Raw genomic sequence first — 15,873 nt, forward strand, 5'->3', positions numbered from 1 at the left:
AGCCGCATGCACTAATCGCTATGTTTTCGTGATTTTTCTAGCGTTCACCGGCCACGCTACCATTCTTCCGATCGCGTCACAGTCGGGAATTTGGGATGTAGTACCGTGCGAGCCATTCTCCTTTAACTTTATGAAACTGAATGAACGTTGGCGAAGCACGCCCCCACCAAGCCGGAGCTTACGCGGCCAATTGTAGTACTTTCTGGACAAGAACCGTTATAGCATACTCCCGTGGCCAAAACCGATACTCGTCACTGCTCGATGATCCATCCAGATCTGTCGCTGGCAAGCAGCCCATCCTTGATGTCGCCGACTTAACGTACCTCGATTTTATGTGGGGAACACCGAACGTATCAGCAGATGTTCGTCGGGCAGATTTCGCCGTAAGATATAATCATTCAGTATGCGACCGCGCATCCTCGCCTCGTTAAACAAAGGCGTCAGTGAGTGGCCGGGCCAATCTGCCGCGACAAGAGCAGATTGCGTGCCGACGATTGCTCGTTCGCCATTTCGCTCGACCAAGAGCGGAACTGTGTGGCCGTTGACATCAACAACCGGCGTACACTGAAAGCCATCAAGTTGCAGGAGCCGGGCAAGCCCGTGGAGATTCTCCGCTTGGGTTGCGATAGAGAGCTCCGTTGGAATAACCCCCGTCATCGCATACCGCAGCAATTGCGCCCCGATGAAGCGGTCAAGCCGATCCTTAAGATGTTGATTGTGATAGTGGCGCAAGCAGCTCTCGCATGACGAATCGCAGCGAGCTGGACAGTTCTCAAGTATGTTGAGGACATCATCAAGAATTGCGGCGAGGTTGCGCCCCGCCAATTCCGCGTATCCGGCTCCGCCGGACAACGTATCGTAAAGATACACGTCAAGATGGACCCCGCCTTCGTCGTCGCCTGACGGAACGATGCGGAAGCCTGAGCCAAACTCCGAAGGATCAAGGTCGAGTTGAGGGTGACGGCTCGCGGCCAAGCGAAGGGCTTCCGAGACAGAATATAAAGCGTCTTCAAGTGCCCGCAGTACGATGGGATCGTTTGTATCGGTTGCCATCGGAGCGGAAACTGACAACCGGATCAGCAGAAGGTCCGTTGAGAAAACATGACCTAGGAAAACGTTATGAAACGTTCCATTACAGTTCTGCGTTGGGCGCGGCTGATTAAACGTATATTCGATTTCATAGTTTCTTCGATGCGGGGCCGCTGGCGGCTGCTCCGAAGCGGCGTTGCCACACTTGTCGCAAACCCAAAAGCCTTGGAATACGTCGTTTTGCTGCTGCCCCTTGTTCGCGGTCACAAGTCGTCGATCTCCCGTGACGACGTATGCAAGCCGGGCTCCAATAGGTTGAAGTTCGGGCAGATCGTTCGTACCAACCGGAACGGGAAACTGCGCTCCGGTGGCGTAAGTGATTTCTTGTTCCCGATCGTCCTCGTTGAGTGGTCTGCCTCCCTCAGGAGTGAACACTTGCGGCACGATCATGCGCGTACGCTGCAGGGTGCCGTTACACACGGGACAATCAGTTTGGGTATCGTTTGTGTCCTCCATGTCGCGAACGAAGCTGCAACTGTCGCAGTGAACGAGTTCGTTGACTTCCGCGAAAAGCTGGGCGGCGCGATCGTGCACGTTGGGGAGGACGTTTGCGACGACACCAGCCGAGCGGTATGTCTCCTTGTTGATGACGATAAGTCGACCGGGCGCGTATTCGCTGAGGGCCTTGTTTATGCCTTGCTGAGGTCTTTCAATAATCTCCATCTTCCACTGCTGCGCATTCGGTTGGCGGACGAGGTGTTCGACGAGAAAACTGGTCAGATCGGTCGGGAATGCATAACTCGGCAACAAGCCGCGACTGAAAAGGAACTCCAATAATTCTTCATCGCCCAAGGCATTGCGGTCATCATCTTGATCGTCGTCCTCATCATTGGCATCTGCGGGACGAGGCAGGGCGGGCTGTAGCTCGCGCATGATGTCGTCTAGCTGGCCAAGCAATTCCCCGGCGACATCGCCGATCCAAGCATCGATGCTGCGGGGGGCCGTGCGCAAGGAGGCCGGTAGCCACGAGTGGATTTCCTGACGGATCATGCCTGCAGGAGCTATCACGTTTTGCTCGACCCATAGCCGAAACGCGGGAAAGGATGGCCCGGCCTGACCATCGCCGAAGAAGAAGTCATTAGCCTTGCCGAGCGCCCGGAATAGGGCCGAAGTCGCACCACCAATAGCAATATTATGCTCGTCCATGTAGCGATGGAAGAACGTCTGTAAAAGATATGACGCAACGTGGCGGCGGGCGATCTTTGGATTGTCGATCTTTATGTCAGGATTGCGTGGTGGTCCGGCCACTATGGCGCGCGGGTTCTCATAATAGTAAGTGTCATGTGGTCCATTCTGGGCATAGGTGATGACCGTTGAGACAGACGAACCGCGTCGACCCGCTCGTCCGGCGCGTTGCTGGTAGTTTTCTCGCTGCGGAGGCACATTTCGAAGGCCCACTGCGACGAGTGAACCAATATCGACGCCGACCTCCATAGTTGTGGTGCAACTTAAAACATCGATCGGCCGATCTCTGGCCTCGATGCGAATATCGCGGAATCTCAATTCAAACTTTTCGGTGGTTGCATGGACGCGCGTGTTATCACGGTTGGATAATTGAGCTGTGTGCTCCTCGACAGAGATACTTCGCAATCTGGCACTCGCCCCCAGTGCCGTACGGACGGGGTTGCGCCAAAACCCCTTGCGAGCACGGATATACTCACTTTCCGCGGGATCGAGCCTCTCCACATCGGTCGATGCGCACGATGTACAGCAACCTCGTATGACAAAGGGCATCAACTGGGTACATTCTCGACATTGCATCCACGGCATATTCAGGTCGATGTGGACGCGAATTTTCCCCGGATCGAGGAAGTAGGCGCCATTATCGTGTCGGGTGGCCAACTCATTGGTGAGAGCGGCTTCGATAGACGCGACAGCCTCCGGATTTACATCAAGGATGCGGTGCAATTGTGCACGAAGCGTTCGCTCGAATCTTCCATCACTGCCCCAATCGTTCGACCAGTATCCTGCCGCCTGCGATCGAACAGGCGCAGGAATATCCTGATCAAGCGCGAACTTGTCGCACAAACCCGAGATCCAGGCTGCGGCCAACTCACTCGCATCTGAGTCTGTCAAGGAGGGGACGGCCCCTCTCAGAGCAGCACGAAGTCGTGGCTCTGCCCGTGTCGCGGGAAGACATATTCCTACCGATGTCCCCGAAAGCGAATAATAGCGGCCGCACAGTTGCTTGAGGAGCGCGATACGGTAGCGAGATGGGGGATTCCCGACTGCAAATTCGCTGATCAATTCACCGAGGCCGTCGTTTTCGTAGTCTCTGTCGATGCGCTCAAGTTCATGTTCAATTTGACGCGCGTCCTCGCGGTCGAACATCGGCAAATTGAACTCGCGCAGCACCGCAAGTATAGCAATATAAAGGTGAAGCGTCGGTCTGGGTTCGCGGCCAATCGCGTTCATGCGGGCCGATGCCGCAGCAAGCACTTGGCGGAAGATGTCCTGTTCAACCTCACGCGGTATGTCACGCGCAAGGCGCGCAGCTTTCTGTCGCCCGTCCGAAAAAAGTAGTACCTTTCGGCCTCCATTAGGATAGATACGATCTTCCCCGCGCACGGCGGGCTGCGCGTCAAGCTGCGTTTTCACGAGGTTCGCAAAGGGAGCTTCTCCCTTGGTGGCGTGATCCATAATCGTGGACCGACCATTGCGTATGGTGTTCGATCGGCAAATTGGGCACGCCGCAAAACGAACCGAGCGGGTCCAGTCAATCGGGTCGGCCCGGAATACACGGCGAAAGCCGGTCGCATCATCCGGCTGTTGGTGGAGCATTCGTCCGCTGCGAATATCGATCCAAACGGGCAAGCATCTATCAGCTTGGTCATGGTGGGGCTCTCCATCGACAAGTAGCTCGATTTCAGTGAGGGGCGCTTGATGACCTTCGCGCAACAGTCCTGATGGGAGGTGCCAAAGGAAGTCGCCGCGTGGTCCATCGATATATCCGCGCAGAAAAGCCGTCCCGCATTCGCGGTGCGTGGCGAGTTCGTACACACGCCCTCCACATTGGCAGCGCTCGCGTGCATGAGTATGCAATCGGCCAAGAATGGAATGGGGGTGGTGCTCACGGGCGTGGTTACAATCAGGGTTTATGCACGCAAAAAGGGCCGGAAGCCCGCGAAAGAACATATGCAGACGCGTGGGAAGCAAGACGCGTCGGTCGCGTTGCCGCTGCGCAAACGTCGCGAGCGCGATCAAAGCCGCTGTTGCACGTTCTGCAAACGGTGTCTCGCCGAACATGACTTGTTGCAGTTCTGGCAACGGGAGCGCGGTACCCGCGACTGATTCAATCATCAATTCGGCGGGACCAAAACCCGTAAGCTTCTCAAACAAAAAATCCGCTAAATCGTGAGCGGCAGCAGGTTCATCCCAGCCGAGCGCATGGCAGAGCGCGCTGACCGCGCTGCGCGCGGCGTCCACATCAACCGCGTTTCGCTCAAACGCGGCAAGATCGAAATTGTGTAGTGCTCTCGCTTCGTCTGAACTACCTTGCCGCGCGCCACCACGCTCTTCACGCGTCCCCCGGATGACTTGAAACGAGCGAGAGGAGCCGTCGGCAAGCCCCGTAAGGTCTCGGCCAAATTGCGTAATGGCGCGTGTCGCTTCGTCGCCGTTCCCGAGGCTGGCGCTTGTCAGAATAAATCGAACGCGCGAACGTGGAACGTCGAGGCGTGACAGCAGACGTCGCAGCAGAAGCGCGACTTCAGCCCCCCCCGCGCCTCGATACATATGGGCTTCGTCAAGTACGAGAATGAGCTCGTTAGATGGATCGGCGCGCAACCAGTCTCGGGTTTGCTGGAAGATGGGCCGCTCAATTGGACGCATCAACATGTATTCCAACATCGAATAGTTGGTGATCAAAATTTCAGGGCAACGTTCCTGGGTCTCATGTCGAGTCATTAGTTCTCGGTCGCCCGCCTGCGTTAGCAAGCGCTGGTTCCAGTTTCGCCTTCGCTGCGACCCTCTTCGCGTACCATGGGTTCGTTCGAATTCCTGTCCAAAGAAGTTGACAAGGTCCTTCTCAGGCAATTGCCCGATTGCGCGAAGCTGCGCTTCTTTTTCAGGCTGAGCGATAATTGGAAGATAGAATTCTTCAAACAAAGGCTCGATACGGTCAGTATCGCGAGCTGACGTCCGGGGGCCGGGATAGGCGGTCCGACCCGTGTAGCTTGCAAAGCGAACCGGTAAATCCCTTCCGGCCGATATTATCTCCGACGCTTGGCTACCACCGAATAGCCGCCTAATGCGCGAAAGTTGATCATTGACAAGCGCATTCATTGGATAGAGCAGCAAAGCGCGGATGCCGGGAAGTGCAGCGGAGGCTGGTCGGCTTTCAGCCTCAACGGCCAGTTGGCCAATGATCGGCATGAGGAAGCTTTCGGTCTTCCCAGAACCCGTTCCTGTAGCAACGATCAAGTCTCTTCCAAGATCAAAGAATGCTTCGAGCGCTTCGGCCTGGTGAACGTAGGGCCTTGGGTAAAGGCCGATGTCTAATATGGAAAGCCGGGTAAGTGTGCGTTCGACGGATTGAGGAATACGAAGGTTGGTATAGGGCGCGCCTAATTCATAAACAGGCGTCGATTCAACAAACGGAACTTGGCTGACAGCGCCAGGCTCCTCCAACAAGCGCCGCCGTTCACGGATCAGGCTTTCATTGCGGATGTGATACTGGGCTTCGATATATGATTGCAGACTCTCGGTAAGGCGGAGCGCGGTCGCATGAACACCGTGGTCGGGAGTCTGTGAGCCGTTGGTCATGGGGTGTGCCGTACAATGTTTGGGGTTATCGAAAGACGTTGCAAAGCAGAAAGGAGAAAGGGCATTGCATGAGCGCGAAATGTCAGCCGTTCGGATGGTACGGGTCCTGTCGGGTCATTCCATCCGAGCGCATAAACGCGGCTCTCAGGTTCCGGCAGAGACGTAGGTAGATCAATCGAAAGCGTTTGAGCGGTTGTCGAAATTGAAAATCGGCGAGGCATATTCAATAGTAGGTCGAAGCCGAAGCGAAGCCGCAAAGTCAGTTCGTGAGCGATTGGCGCACTACTTCGAAGCGAAAGCTTTCCATCCGAAAAATCGAAGTGTGCCAGAAAATAGGGCCGGTTGTAGGCTCTCGCAAACGAGCCGCGCGGCCTGCATAACCTTGGCCCGGAAATAGCACTCGCTACATGCCCGGCGGCTATCCATCGTCCTAGTTTACGCTGAATACGCAGAATGTCTGGCGCATAAAGCTCGAGTTGCTCGGCGGAGAGACCAGGCGAAGCCTCCATGCGGGTCTCATAGCTTGCTAACATTTGAGTGGTCCATGAGGACAGCGTTGGCGATGGTCCCAGCCAATCGTCAACGGACTGGACCAGATCGCGGTGTTCCGATTTCGTCAGGGACTTGGCATTTATAAAACGTGAGGCGCCCGCGCACGCAACGGGAGCAGTAAATGCGGCCTGCAAAGCTGCGATGGGCGCTGAGCCAAGGAGCATCCAGTCGTTTGCGCCGCCGGGATCGACAATACGCAACGGCGTCGCTATCCATTGGCCTTGTCCGACATGGGCCGCATCCCCCAGACGCTCCAAACGTTCGAGAATTGAGGAGCAGAAGTCCAACTCAGATGGGGCGCCCGAAGTTGGTCTGCCGGACGGTCGAATCAAATCGACTGCCCGGCGTGCATTCTTCAAGAGACGTACGGAGTGAACGCCCGCTGCACCGCTCGACTGCCTTGGCAAAGCGCAAGCGGCATAAAGAGTAGACCGAATATGCTCGGCAGCGATCGCGCCGTTCAGAGCTGAGCGATCCATGATACACTGCAGCGCACTGGCGATACCGGCCTCCACCTGTGGAAGAGATCGCTGCATGAGCGCAATCATGACAGTCCGCCTGCTCTAAAAGCTGCAAGAAGGCGTGGATCAACAGCTGTGCCATTCACTTTGCCACCGTCCAATTCTATCTCGATTTGTTCCTTCGTAACACCAAGCGTCAGCCAATAGGGCATGAGCCAGCCATAAAGCAGTGATTGAAGTGGCGTGATAGTCGTTACTTCGGTGCGAACCAAATGAAGCGCACGGTAGGCTCTGACAAATGCTCTTTCGATCGACGGATCTCGCCTCATCACAAACGCATTGGCGAGCCGTGAAGCCTCTTCGGTATCCGTGCTCGCATTCTGTATCTGCGTGAAGAGAAGTCTATCTGTGTTAGAAGAGAGTGCACTTAGGCCTCCCGCCGCACGAGGTGATTGACCGGTGCGCCAATCGAGGCAGTTCAGGTCAAAGACGGGACCAATGTCGCAATAGCCCAATTCGAGCGGTATGGACGCGACGCCTTCGGAGATCGTCGCGATAATGACACTTCGGTCCGGAGCTCGGTCAAAACCGGGATCGAGGCAATCGCAAAGCACCTCCCTGGTTATATCAAGCGCGGTCCTGTTTATCCCTTCAATGACGAGCGCACTCATCGTAGGCCGTTCTGCACCGAAGGCATCTTCGACTGTGGCTCTCAATTCCTCGCCATCTCGAAGCCCAACCGGCATCGCGACACGAATGCTGGAAGCCCCGCCGATGACACGCGCAATGGCACGGGCCGTCTGGGTAGCGAACGAACCTTTGAGGAATATTGCCTGCTTGGCGATGATGGCAGCTGCGCACTCTTCACCGAAGATTTTCGCGGAGGAATTTCGCAATCCCAGTGCTTGAAGTGTTCCGGCTATGCCACGTGATAGGTCAGTGTGAGACTGCAGAATCGTTGTATCTATTGCGTCGGATGGTATCAACGAATCCCAACGCAAGCCGACCGAAGTATGGGGCCGCCGCTCTGTATGGGACGTCACAATTTGGTTTTTTATTTCATAGGGCTGCGCTGGGGATGGCATCAATACTTCCGAGGGAAATTCTAGTTCTTTAAGACGATCCTCGATTGCTCCAAGCTTTTCATCTATTCTAAGATCGTGCTCGGCTACCTTGCTCGTCACCCTTTCAAACTCCAAACCAAGTTCGGCGATCTGCTGATCTTGGCCTTTCAATTTGAAATCGGTTCCGTTCTGAGCCTGGGATACCTCGGTGATTGCATCGAGCAACGTGTCGACATCTTTGAATTTTTCTTCGAGATTGCGGATTTCTGCGCGCTGAGATTGCAGGGCGATGGCGAGAGCTTCAATTCGGATTTCAATCGGGGCGCTATCCGGTCGCGGGACCGTTGAGTTGGCATCAACCTCTTGGCCAACCTTGGCGAGTGTTTCAACGGCATCATGCGCTGCCAACGCGGATGACTTCGCCTCTGCAATACTTGCCTGAAGTCGATCCAGTTCGGTCGCGAATGGCTGGACGGACGCATTTGTTTTCTCAACCCGATCCGATAGGCTTTTTAGCTCGGATTTGATTCGCTCGATTTCATCTTCGTCAATTTTCAGGCGCTTCGGTAATTCGCTTAGCGTCGCGTCACGTTCAACGTCGGCTGCGCGTTTTGCCGATGTGATCAGGCCCGGCGACGCGGACGTCTCGGGCAGCGGACTAAACGTAAACAGACGCTCGATTTGCTCACGCGTGCAGCGATTTTGCAGAGACTCATCGTTTAGTTTCCGTAGAAAAGAATCGGCATTCTGTTGGATTAATAAACGACGATCTTCCGCGTTGGTAATTTTGTCGACGGCTTTCTCCAACTTGTCCATCGCTTCGTGGATCGTCTTCGAATTTTCGAAGTTCGCATCGATCCAAGTCCGCCAAATCAAATATAATCCGTGAAAGTCTCGGTCACCCGCGGTGCCCTTCGTAAGTTTACGGGCGAGTGCCACCTTCTGTTTGGCTATCCCGGCGTGGCTGGTCTTACGAAAGCCATCTACGCTAGGAAGATACTTTGCGACCTTCCGCATCGCGGTCGGCGATATCTCATCAAAGAACGCGCCAAAATCCTTTTCATCGAGCGCTTGAAAACGTGCCTTGGCTTCCGGACCCGGCGAGAGGCGATCACTCATTGCGCAATTCCACTAGTCGGCACGCAAAGCAGCGCCGCTTCAAGCGCACGCTTGTGGGGCATGAGTCCTATCGGAATCGCCACTTGATAGAAGTGGTTGAGCAACGCTTCATCGGTTACCTGGCCGAGCGGTCTCTGAAACTCATTGCTGAATTCACTTAGGTGGAGAGCGGCAAGCGATCAGAGCGGCCCAAGTTGGCCGAAGCGGTCAAACTGGCAAAGAAGCACCGTGCCACGCTCGTGATTGCGAAGCTGGATCGTCTTTCTCGAAACGTTGCCTTCATTGCGAACTTGATGGAATCAAGGGTCGATTTTACGGCCGTCGATATGCCTCATGCCAACAAGCTTACCATTCACATTCTAAGCGCTGTGGCTGAGCATGAGCGGGAGATGATCTCTCAACGGACCCGCTCAGCTTTAGCAGCGGCCAAGAGAAGGGGCATCCGTCTGGGAAATCGTATCAACCTAGAGGTTGCTCAAGCTCGATCTAGGACCGTAAGAACGGCCCAAGCCGGCCGGTTCGCAGCGAACCTGTTGCCGGTCATACGCCAAATTCAGGGGACGGGCATTTCCACACTGACCGGCGTGGCAGCGGCTCTGAATGCGCGAGGCTTGAAAACCGCTCGCGGCTCGGAATGGGGCGCTACGCAGGTCAAGCGGGTGATTGAGAAAATTTAGTCCACCCGCGTAAGCCGCGGGAGGCTGAAAAGGTGCCCTGCCTCGATCAAAGCCGAATCGCCGTGTTTCGCGCCAATCGCCGAAGGCCCTTTTCGGCGGACATCTAGACCGAAAAACCGGTGACAATCTGGCACCTTTGGCGATGCCCTGCTGGCCGCCGCTAGACCGCCACCCCGCATCGCAGCAGACTTATTTGGCGCGCCGGCTGCCCTTCGGAATCGGTGCAAGAAACTCGACGGGGTCGACCCTCAGGACATCAGCCAGCCTGCCGATAATCTCGAGACCCACGTAGGTCACTGACCGTTCAATCCGGCTCAAATAGGCTCTATCGACCTCAGCATCATGCGCCAACTGCTCCTGCGAAATGCCCTGAGCAGCTCGTATTCTTTTTAAATTGCCAGCAAAAATGGGGCGTAAATCCATCTACCGAACATGAAAGACTGTGGTATATTAGCCCACGGCTTTAAAGCCTCTTTTATTTAGGTGATTTCTAATGACCACTGAGAAGGCAGAAGGAAGCGCGCTCAACGGTTTCATTATCATGGGGGTCCTTACCCTTTTCCCCGGGCTCCGGAAGACCATGGGTATCCTGACAATCCTGCTGGTTGTCGGAGGCGCTATTGCCGTCTTCGTCGCTGGCACAGGTCGTGATCTGCATGGATTTCCAATCAAGAACGACCCCTACGAGATGCTTCGACTGGGTGGATCATTGACGATCATCGTCTCGATCATGACTTTTGCATTCTGGGCTGGCTCTCACCTTATCGAGATCATCGGCGGCAGGGCGGCCAAGCGATTTGGAATCGTGGAAGACAATGATTGGCGATCCGATGATCGTAGAACTGCTGGTGCCTCAGCGTTCGCCAATGAAGCCCAACAAGGCGCTTTGGTTCACGACAGCCTGAGCGCAGCGGAGGCGGATGTCCGTGTACCCCTTGATATGCAGTGGCACATTTTCTCGGATGAGGCTGTACACGGCCCTTTTTCCGGCCGGCAGATCTCGGGGTTCATCAAAGCAAAGCAGTTTTCGCGGAATGTCCTTGTCTCCACCGACAAAGGCATATCGTGGGGGCCAGCAACAAATGACCCCGTTCTGTCTGGGTATATATCATCGCGGCGATTGCGGCGCAGATTGAACACTTACATTGTGTGCTCGGTTCTAGGTTTACTCGGCGCTGGAGCAGCTTGGCTCGGGTGGCAACAGACCGCAAAGCCGCAAAGTGCGGGGACGACCCCAATGCCTAGCACTAAGTTAGCGGACTCCCTTCCTTCTCCCATCCCCGCCACTGCACCTTCAGGATCTCCCTCGACGCAATCCAATGCCCAACCATGGGGAATGCTATTCGCAAGGCAGATGGGCCGATGCTGGATCAAGCCCCCACCGGAATTCAATTCACCCAATATGGAGGCTAAGTTCGCCGTCAAATTAAAGCCGGATGGATCATTGGATGGTCAACCCACGATTCTAAGCCCTGTGAACTCGCCATATTCAAAATCATACCATCAGAACGCGCTTCAGGCGATCATACGGTGCCAACCATATGCATTGCCGGCCAAAGATTACGCCGCATGGCAACGGTTCGAGCCGGTCTTTTCTGAGCGGCGTAATTGATTGCCGGAATGCCGGCGCACTAAGGTACAGACACTTCTCTTCTCTGTTAATGAGAGGTCCTTATATCTTATTAGGAGCGCTGTTAACGGGGGGACCTCGTAGTGCGCCGCCACGGCAGACCCCCTCGGCCTGTCGCCGAGCATCTGGCTGCCGACAGTGCTATGGATCCGCCGAGATGCTGGTTTTCCTGGTCAACTAGCGCGCGATCGAGCCACAGATTCCGTTGTTCAAAAGGTCCTCTCACGGCATTTGTTTCTACCGGCCGACGAGTAGATTTGGCTGCGCCATCAGTCGTGAAAAGAGCCGTTAGTTGGATGAATAACTGTTCTCTTCAAGGTCGATGCGGGCACTGCTGCGCTCTATTTCGATCACACGTTATTTCGTTGCATCAAAGACCTGTGAGAACTTTGGCCCGCGAATATCCATCCAAGACCATTGCTGCGAGAATCCCCGCAACGCCAATCATCAAACAGATGGCCACCCCAAATGCACCTAGCGCCAAGGTACCGGAAGTCGCGCCGACGATCAGCGCCATCCATGAGCTGGCATGCGCGGCAGCCACCCGAAGATGCCGACGATCGCGGATCGACAGCGCCAGCGCCTTTCCGAGACCGAACAGCGCGCCCGTGATGTAACTTCTGCCGATCTCGACGCCCGCGATCGCTCGCGGCACGGTGTTCTGCATGCCCATCGCCACGCAGACCGGGACGAGACCTGCAGCACCCGCGATATGCTCGATCAAAACAGACGACAGGAGCAGCAGTATTGCCTCGATGGCCAAAACGGTCGACGTCGCGGCAGATCCACGATCGGCGACCAGCAGCGAGCCCGCAAATGTGCCGAATAGGAAACTGCCGATTACGGTGGCGCTGCCAAGCGCGATGTCCGTCTTATGGTGAGCCAGTGCCACGCCGAGACCGGTACTGTTGCCGCTCATGAACGACACATAGAGCCCCGATAGATAAGTGAATCCGATTGCGTCTAGGAAGCCCGCGACAATCGTCATGATCAGGTCAAACACGACCACCGGCAGCATCATCCGTCCTTCATGCGCGGAGTGCGAGGAGCTTCCGGTGAGCTATCGGCGGATTGCCGAACGACTTACCGAAGTGCTGTTTCGGATGCCATTAGTTCGCACTGCCATCTGCAGGTCGACCAAGCGCGATGCAACCGCGAGCCAGATGCCATCCGACCCGCTCCCGTTCTCACGCTCGCGCGCAGCAAGCGCCGAGGTCAAACCCTCGACAACTGGATCGTGGGACACATCGACACGGAAAACGGTGGCGTCATACAGGCCGGGCTCGGCACTCCGATGTTGAATGGCGTCTTGCATCTATTTTGCCTTTTCTGTCGGGAATGGAGGCACGTCACGCGTTATCGGTTGCGCACATTCGCTCGGCGGCCAGAACGATCACGTACGTTTCAGTCGAAGGCCTGCATGGCCTTGGCTCGATTGGCGAGATCCAACTTCGGATTGACGATGCAATCCCTACCGGTGTCAGCCGCTGACTCGCGGCACTGTGCGAGCGTCTTGTACCAGCATCCGATGGAATCGCTTCCCTCAATGCAGTACGGGTATTTCACCGCCGCCTCAGCGACTTGTGAGAAGGACATTCCGAAAGCCGCCATTACAATGGCCGGGCCGAGAATTGCGTATCGCATCGTTAAACTCCTTGCGTATGTGAACTAGTTCGGCTGCAGCACATTAAGCCAGCGAAATTTACGCACATCTTTCGAGAGAGCTCTTGCTATTCTTGAATCACACGGTCTTGCGGTTCGCATTCGGCAATTGAGAATTATTCAACCTGCAGATAAACAGGTCCATTCCATAGCCTACTCCTGCCCGTCACCCGGCGCGCAGCTACCAATGAGGCATCGATAAAGCACTCGCGCCCAGTACCTACGGCTGACGCGCGGCATTGTTCGTAGTTTTCGTACCAGCAGCCACCGCCCTCGGGGCTCTTGATGCAGTACGGGTAGGTTACAGCCGCATCTGCCGACGATAGCAGGAACGTCGCAGCGGCTAGTCCGATGGCAGAAAAACACAGCGCATATCGCATGGTGCACTCCCTGAATCGCGGATAGATTTCCGACGATCCTCATCGTGTCAGATCCGCTGGCGTCGTCTCTTCCCGAACAACCGCCAAATTCTCTAATCCCACGAAGAAGACGCGCGAGGCAGCGGCGTTGCCTGCAGGATGAATCGATTGCGCCAATGCGACGGCGTCGTGCCCGCAATGCGCTTGAACACCGTCGTAAAATGCGCCTGGGATTGAAAGCCGACGGTCAACGCCACTTCGACGATTGGGATCGTCGCCTGCTTCAGCAACTCCTCGGCGTACCGGATCCTTTGCTGCTGCAAGTATTCATGCGGGCGCACACCGACGGCAGTGCGAAATTGTGCAGCAAAATGCATTCGGCTTAGACCGGAAACGGTGGCGAGATCCTGCAACGTTAGCCTGGCGGATAGATTCTTGTCGATAAAATCGAGCACCCGCTTGAGGCGCCATGGCTGTAGCGAACGCGCGTTGCGGGCCGGGCCAAATTCCCGTCGCGTCGCGATGCCACGAGTGAGCTGCGTGCCGCGGCTGCATTGCCGAGTCAGTATCGCAAGGCGCAGCGCATCTGCGCAGACTGCGGAGTGCATATCGTCGACGGCTTCCATTAGCGTTAGCGCTTCAGCCAGACGCTGCATGACGGGATCGTCGATGGGCGCACCGACATCAACTTCATTACTCAAATTGGATGCCGGGCGACTGGCGAAGACCTGGAAGGCGCGGGCGCCATGCCTTCTTTGCTCGCCCTTGCCGGTGTCTGCCGTGAAAGCCAGATCAACGTCGAGATGTGCCAGGGAGAGCGTGATGCCGCCATCCGGCACATGGCCGGCGGTTGCGACCTTCCTGAGTTCAGGGGGATTGAGCGCCATCAGGTCGCGCAGCGGAAAATCTGCGACGGTGTTGCGGGAGCCTTGCGCGTCTGCGATCTGCATCAACATGAAACGACCTCCTCACCCATTTTCCTTCAACACGACGTGCTGACGCGTTCAAAGGTTGTGAGGTGACAATAGTCGGCGTACCGGCCTCCGCTATTCTACGGGCGGGTAAATCGGTAGGATCTGGGTTTCGCAAATACATACTCTCGTATGTGGTCCTTTACGTCGCGCTGATGGCGGCACCTGCCAAGCTCGCGAGTGCTTCCCAGCTGCTCTACGCAGTGAAAATACCTGTCCCGCCGCCAGGTCACGTTGCCCACGCGATTGCCCGACGGAATTTCCATCGGTACCCTGGACATATGTCGCTGCAATGTACCGCCACCAAAACTCCGTGCTTCAGCCAGTTTTCCTGACGACCCCGGGTTGCTCCGCTGTCGTGCGCATTCGACCTGCCCGTGCGGCGCGGGACGTTGCCGGCGCTCTACACGAGTTGGTTCGGGTCGGAGGTGCTGTCGACGGCGCAGTCTCAGTGGCGATCCTCTTCATTGCAGTGTCGTGGCCAGGAGCTGGATAAGGCAGGTTTCGGACTCCTTACGACTGCGGTAGGCGTTGGGGCCATTGATTGAGATCAGAGACCGGCGGTCGGACAGGGGCACTCCACGCGCTACGACGGCGCGTAATGCGCCAGCCAATCACGGACACCCTGAAGGCTCCTGAAATCATCAAGCGCCCGTGCTGGCATGTCACTCCATGTGCCCGCCACCATGTTGCTCAGCGCATGGCCAGGTCCGAGTTCGAGGAAGGCCGTGGCACCGGCTTCAATGCAGCCCTGCAGGCAGCTCGCCCAATGCACCGTTTGCGATATCTGCGCCGCCAGCTTGTCAAAGCCGGCGCCCAGCGCGACGACGGACGCGCCATCGATGCCGCTGAGAATGCGTGTATCGCCGCGCGGCGGAAATGTCGCGGACACCCGCGTCAGACGATGTCGGAACACCGTCGACGCCCCTATCAGCCGTTTGGTGTGGGAGGCAACTTCCACGGGCAGATCGACGATGCCCGCGGCGTGTAAGGCTTTGGCGTCCGCGGCAACCGCCTGCAGCATGATACGGCTTCCACCAATAACGAAGGCGTCACCAGGATTCACGATGGCGATCGATGCACCGTGGCGATCGCACAGGTGATCAATGGTGCTGCGCGGCAGGCCGCGCAGGAACAGCAATCCATCGCCGGGTATTGTACTGGCATCCATGGCATCCGCTCGATCGGCCACGAGATCGAGTGTATCGCGTGCAACGATTGCGCCGGCAACGCCCCAAGCGGCTACCTCGCCGACGCTGTAGCCAGCGACTATGACCCGACCGGCCAGCGCATCTTCCAGCGCTGCGGCCGCTGCTAGCGCTTGCGTGGTGCATAGGATCTGGCCGGCGCGATTTCGATGCACGGCCTCATTGGAAGCGCCACGGACAAATTCACGGACGTCGCTGCAGCCGAGCAGGCCTGACGCGTGCGCGAAGATATCCGCGGCGCTGGGCGCGGTGCCCGTCAGGGCAAACATCTCGGCATGCTGTCGGCCCTGCCCCGAACATAGGATCGCCAGCGTCAT

The 15,873-nt window shown here is 56.5% G+C and carries 11 protein-coding genes; 2 read left to right on the plus strand and 9 right to left on the minus strand.

The genetic code is table 11. From position 1 onward, the window contains the following. Positions 1 to 330: 330 nt before the first annotated feature. From AB8B20_RS19020 to AB8B20_RS19030, 3 genes are read right to left on the minus strand one after another with little or no spacing between them, the layout of a single operon-like run. Complete coding sequence (locus AB8B20_RS19020) at positions 331 to 5,853, minus strand: DEAD/DEAH box helicase (RefSeq protein WP_439074323.1); 5,523 nt, start codon at positions 5,851 to 5,853, stop codon at positions 331 to 333. Further along, complete coding sequence (locus tag AB8B20_RS19025; RefSeq protein WP_439074322.1) at positions 5,850 to 6,953, minus strand: hypothetical protein; 1,104 nt, start codon at positions 6,951 to 6,953, stop codon at positions 5,850 to 5,852. The genes AB8B20_RS19020 and AB8B20_RS19025 overlap by 4 nt, the downstream gene beginning before the upstream one ends. Beyond that, entirely contained in the window at positions 6,950 to 9,049 is a 2,100-nt protein-coding gene (locus tag AB8B20_RS19030) for a hypothetical protein (RefSeq protein WP_439074321.1), read from the minus strand. Before AB8B20_RS19030 ends, AB8B20_RS19025 begins: the two co-directional genes overlap by 4 nt. Positions 9,050 to 9,243: 194 nt before the next feature. Between AB8B20_RS19030 and AB8B20_RS19035 the strand changes: the two genes are divergently transcribed. Continuing rightward, complete coding sequence (locus AB8B20_RS19035; protein ID WP_439074320.1) at positions 9,244 to 9,726, plus strand: recombinase family protein; 483 nt, start codon at positions 9,244 to 9,246, stop codon at positions 9,724 to 9,726. A 189-nt stretch (positions 9,727 to 9,915) separates the two neighbouring features. Here the strand turns inward: AB8B20_RS19035 and AB8B20_RS19040 are convergent, their stop codons facing one another. After that, positions 9,916 to 10,149 (minus strand): helix-turn-helix domain-containing protein, encoded by a 234-nt coding sequence (locus AB8B20_RS19040; RefSeq protein WP_439074319.1) that lies wholly within the window; start codon positions 10,147 to 10,149, stop codon positions 9,916 to 9,918. 70 nt (positions 10,150 to 10,219) lie between these two features. Between AB8B20_RS19040 and AB8B20_RS19045 the strand changes: the two genes are divergently transcribed. Continuing rightward, positions 10,220 to 11,338 (plus strand): cell envelope integrity protein TolA, encoded by a 1,119-nt coding sequence (locus AB8B20_RS19045; protein WP_439074318.1) that lies wholly within the window; start codon positions 10,220 to 10,222, stop codon positions 11,336 to 11,338. 388 nt (positions 11,339 to 11,726) lie between these two features. Here AB8B20_RS19045 and AB8B20_RS19050 read toward each other — a convergent pair whose 3' ends face one another. The 5 genes from AB8B20_RS19050 to AB8B20_RS19070 form a co-directional block, all read right to left on the minus strand. Next, positions 11,727 to 12,377 (minus strand): YoaK family protein, encoded by a 651-nt coding sequence (locus AB8B20_RS19050; protein WP_439074317.1) that lies wholly within the window; start codon positions 12,375 to 12,377, stop codon positions 11,727 to 11,729. Between the two features lie 383 nt (positions 12,378 to 12,760). After that, positions 12,761 to 13,000 (minus strand): DUF3551 domain-containing protein, encoded by a 240-nt coding sequence (locus tag AB8B20_RS19055; RefSeq protein ID WP_439074316.1) that lies wholly within the window; start codon positions 12,998 to 13,000, stop codon positions 12,761 to 12,763. A 134-nt stretch (positions 13,001 to 13,134) separates the two neighbouring features. Next, entirely contained in the window at positions 13,135 to 13,398 is a 264-nt protein-coding gene (locus AB8B20_RS19060; protein ID WP_439074315.1) for a DUF3551 domain-containing protein, read from the minus strand. Between the two features lie 92 nt (positions 13,399 to 13,490). Continuing rightward, positions 13,491 to 14,333: a helix-turn-helix domain-containing protein gene (locus AB8B20_RS19065; RefSeq protein WP_439074314.1), complete on the minus strand. Its 843-nt coding sequence runs from the start codon at positions 14,331 to 14,333 to the stop codon at positions 13,491 to 13,493. A 601-nt stretch (positions 14,334 to 14,934) separates the two neighbouring features. After that, positions 14,935 to 15,873 (minus strand): acyltransferase domain-containing protein, encoded by a 939-nt coding sequence (locus tag AB8B20_RS19070; protein WP_439074313.1) that lies wholly within the window; start codon positions 15,871 to 15,873, stop codon positions 14,935 to 14,937.

Origin of the sequence: Tardiphaga sp. 866_E4_N1_4, from assembly GCF_052076075.1 — a bacterium.
GTDB lineage: Bacteria > Pseudomonadota > Alphaproteobacteria > Rhizobiales > Xanthobacteraceae > Tardiphaga > Tardiphaga robiniae.

Excerpts from the sequence above, each read along its gene's own strand:
- AB8B20_RS19020 (WP_439074323.1), bottom strand. The coding sequence starts at position 5,853 with ATGACCAACGGCTCACAGACTCCCGACCACGGTGTTCATGCGACCGCG.
- AB8B20_RS19025 (WP_439074322.1), bottom strand. The coding sequence starts at position 6,953 with ATGATTGCGCTCATGCAGCGATCTCTTCCACAGGTGGAGGCCGGTATC.
- AB8B20_RS19030 (WP_439074321.1), bottom strand. The coding sequence starts at position 9,049 with ATGAGTGATCGCCTCTCGCCGGGTCCGGAAGCCAAGGCACGTTTTCAA.
- AB8B20_RS19040 (WP_439074319.1), bottom strand. The coding sequence starts at position 10,149 with ATGGATTTACGCCCCATTTTTGCTGGCAATTTAAAAAGAATACGAGCT.
- AB8B20_RS19045 (WP_439074318.1), top strand. The coding sequence starts at position 10,220 with ATGACCACTGAGAAGGCAGAAGGAAGCGCGCTCAACGGTTTCATTATC.
- AB8B20_RS19050 (WP_439074317.1), bottom strand. The coding sequence starts at position 12,377 with ATGATGCTGCCGGTGGTCGTGTTTGACCTGATCATGACGATTGTCGCG.
- AB8B20_RS19055 (WP_439074316.1), bottom strand. The coding sequence starts at position 13,000 with ATGCGATACGCAATTCTCGGCCCGGCCATTGTAATGGCGGCTTTCGGA.
- AB8B20_RS19060 (WP_439074315.1), bottom strand. The coding sequence starts at position 13,398 with ATGCGATATGCGCTGTGTTTTTCTGCCATCGGACTAGCCGCTGCGACG.
- AB8B20_RS19065 (WP_439074314.1), bottom strand. The coding sequence starts at position 14,333 with ATGTTGATGCAGATCGCAGACGCGCAAGGCTCCCGCAACACCGTCGCA.
- AB8B20_RS19070 (WP_439074313.1), bottom strand. The coding sequence starts at position 15,873 with ATGACGCTGGCGATCCTATGTTCGGGGCAGGGCCGACAGCATGCCGAG.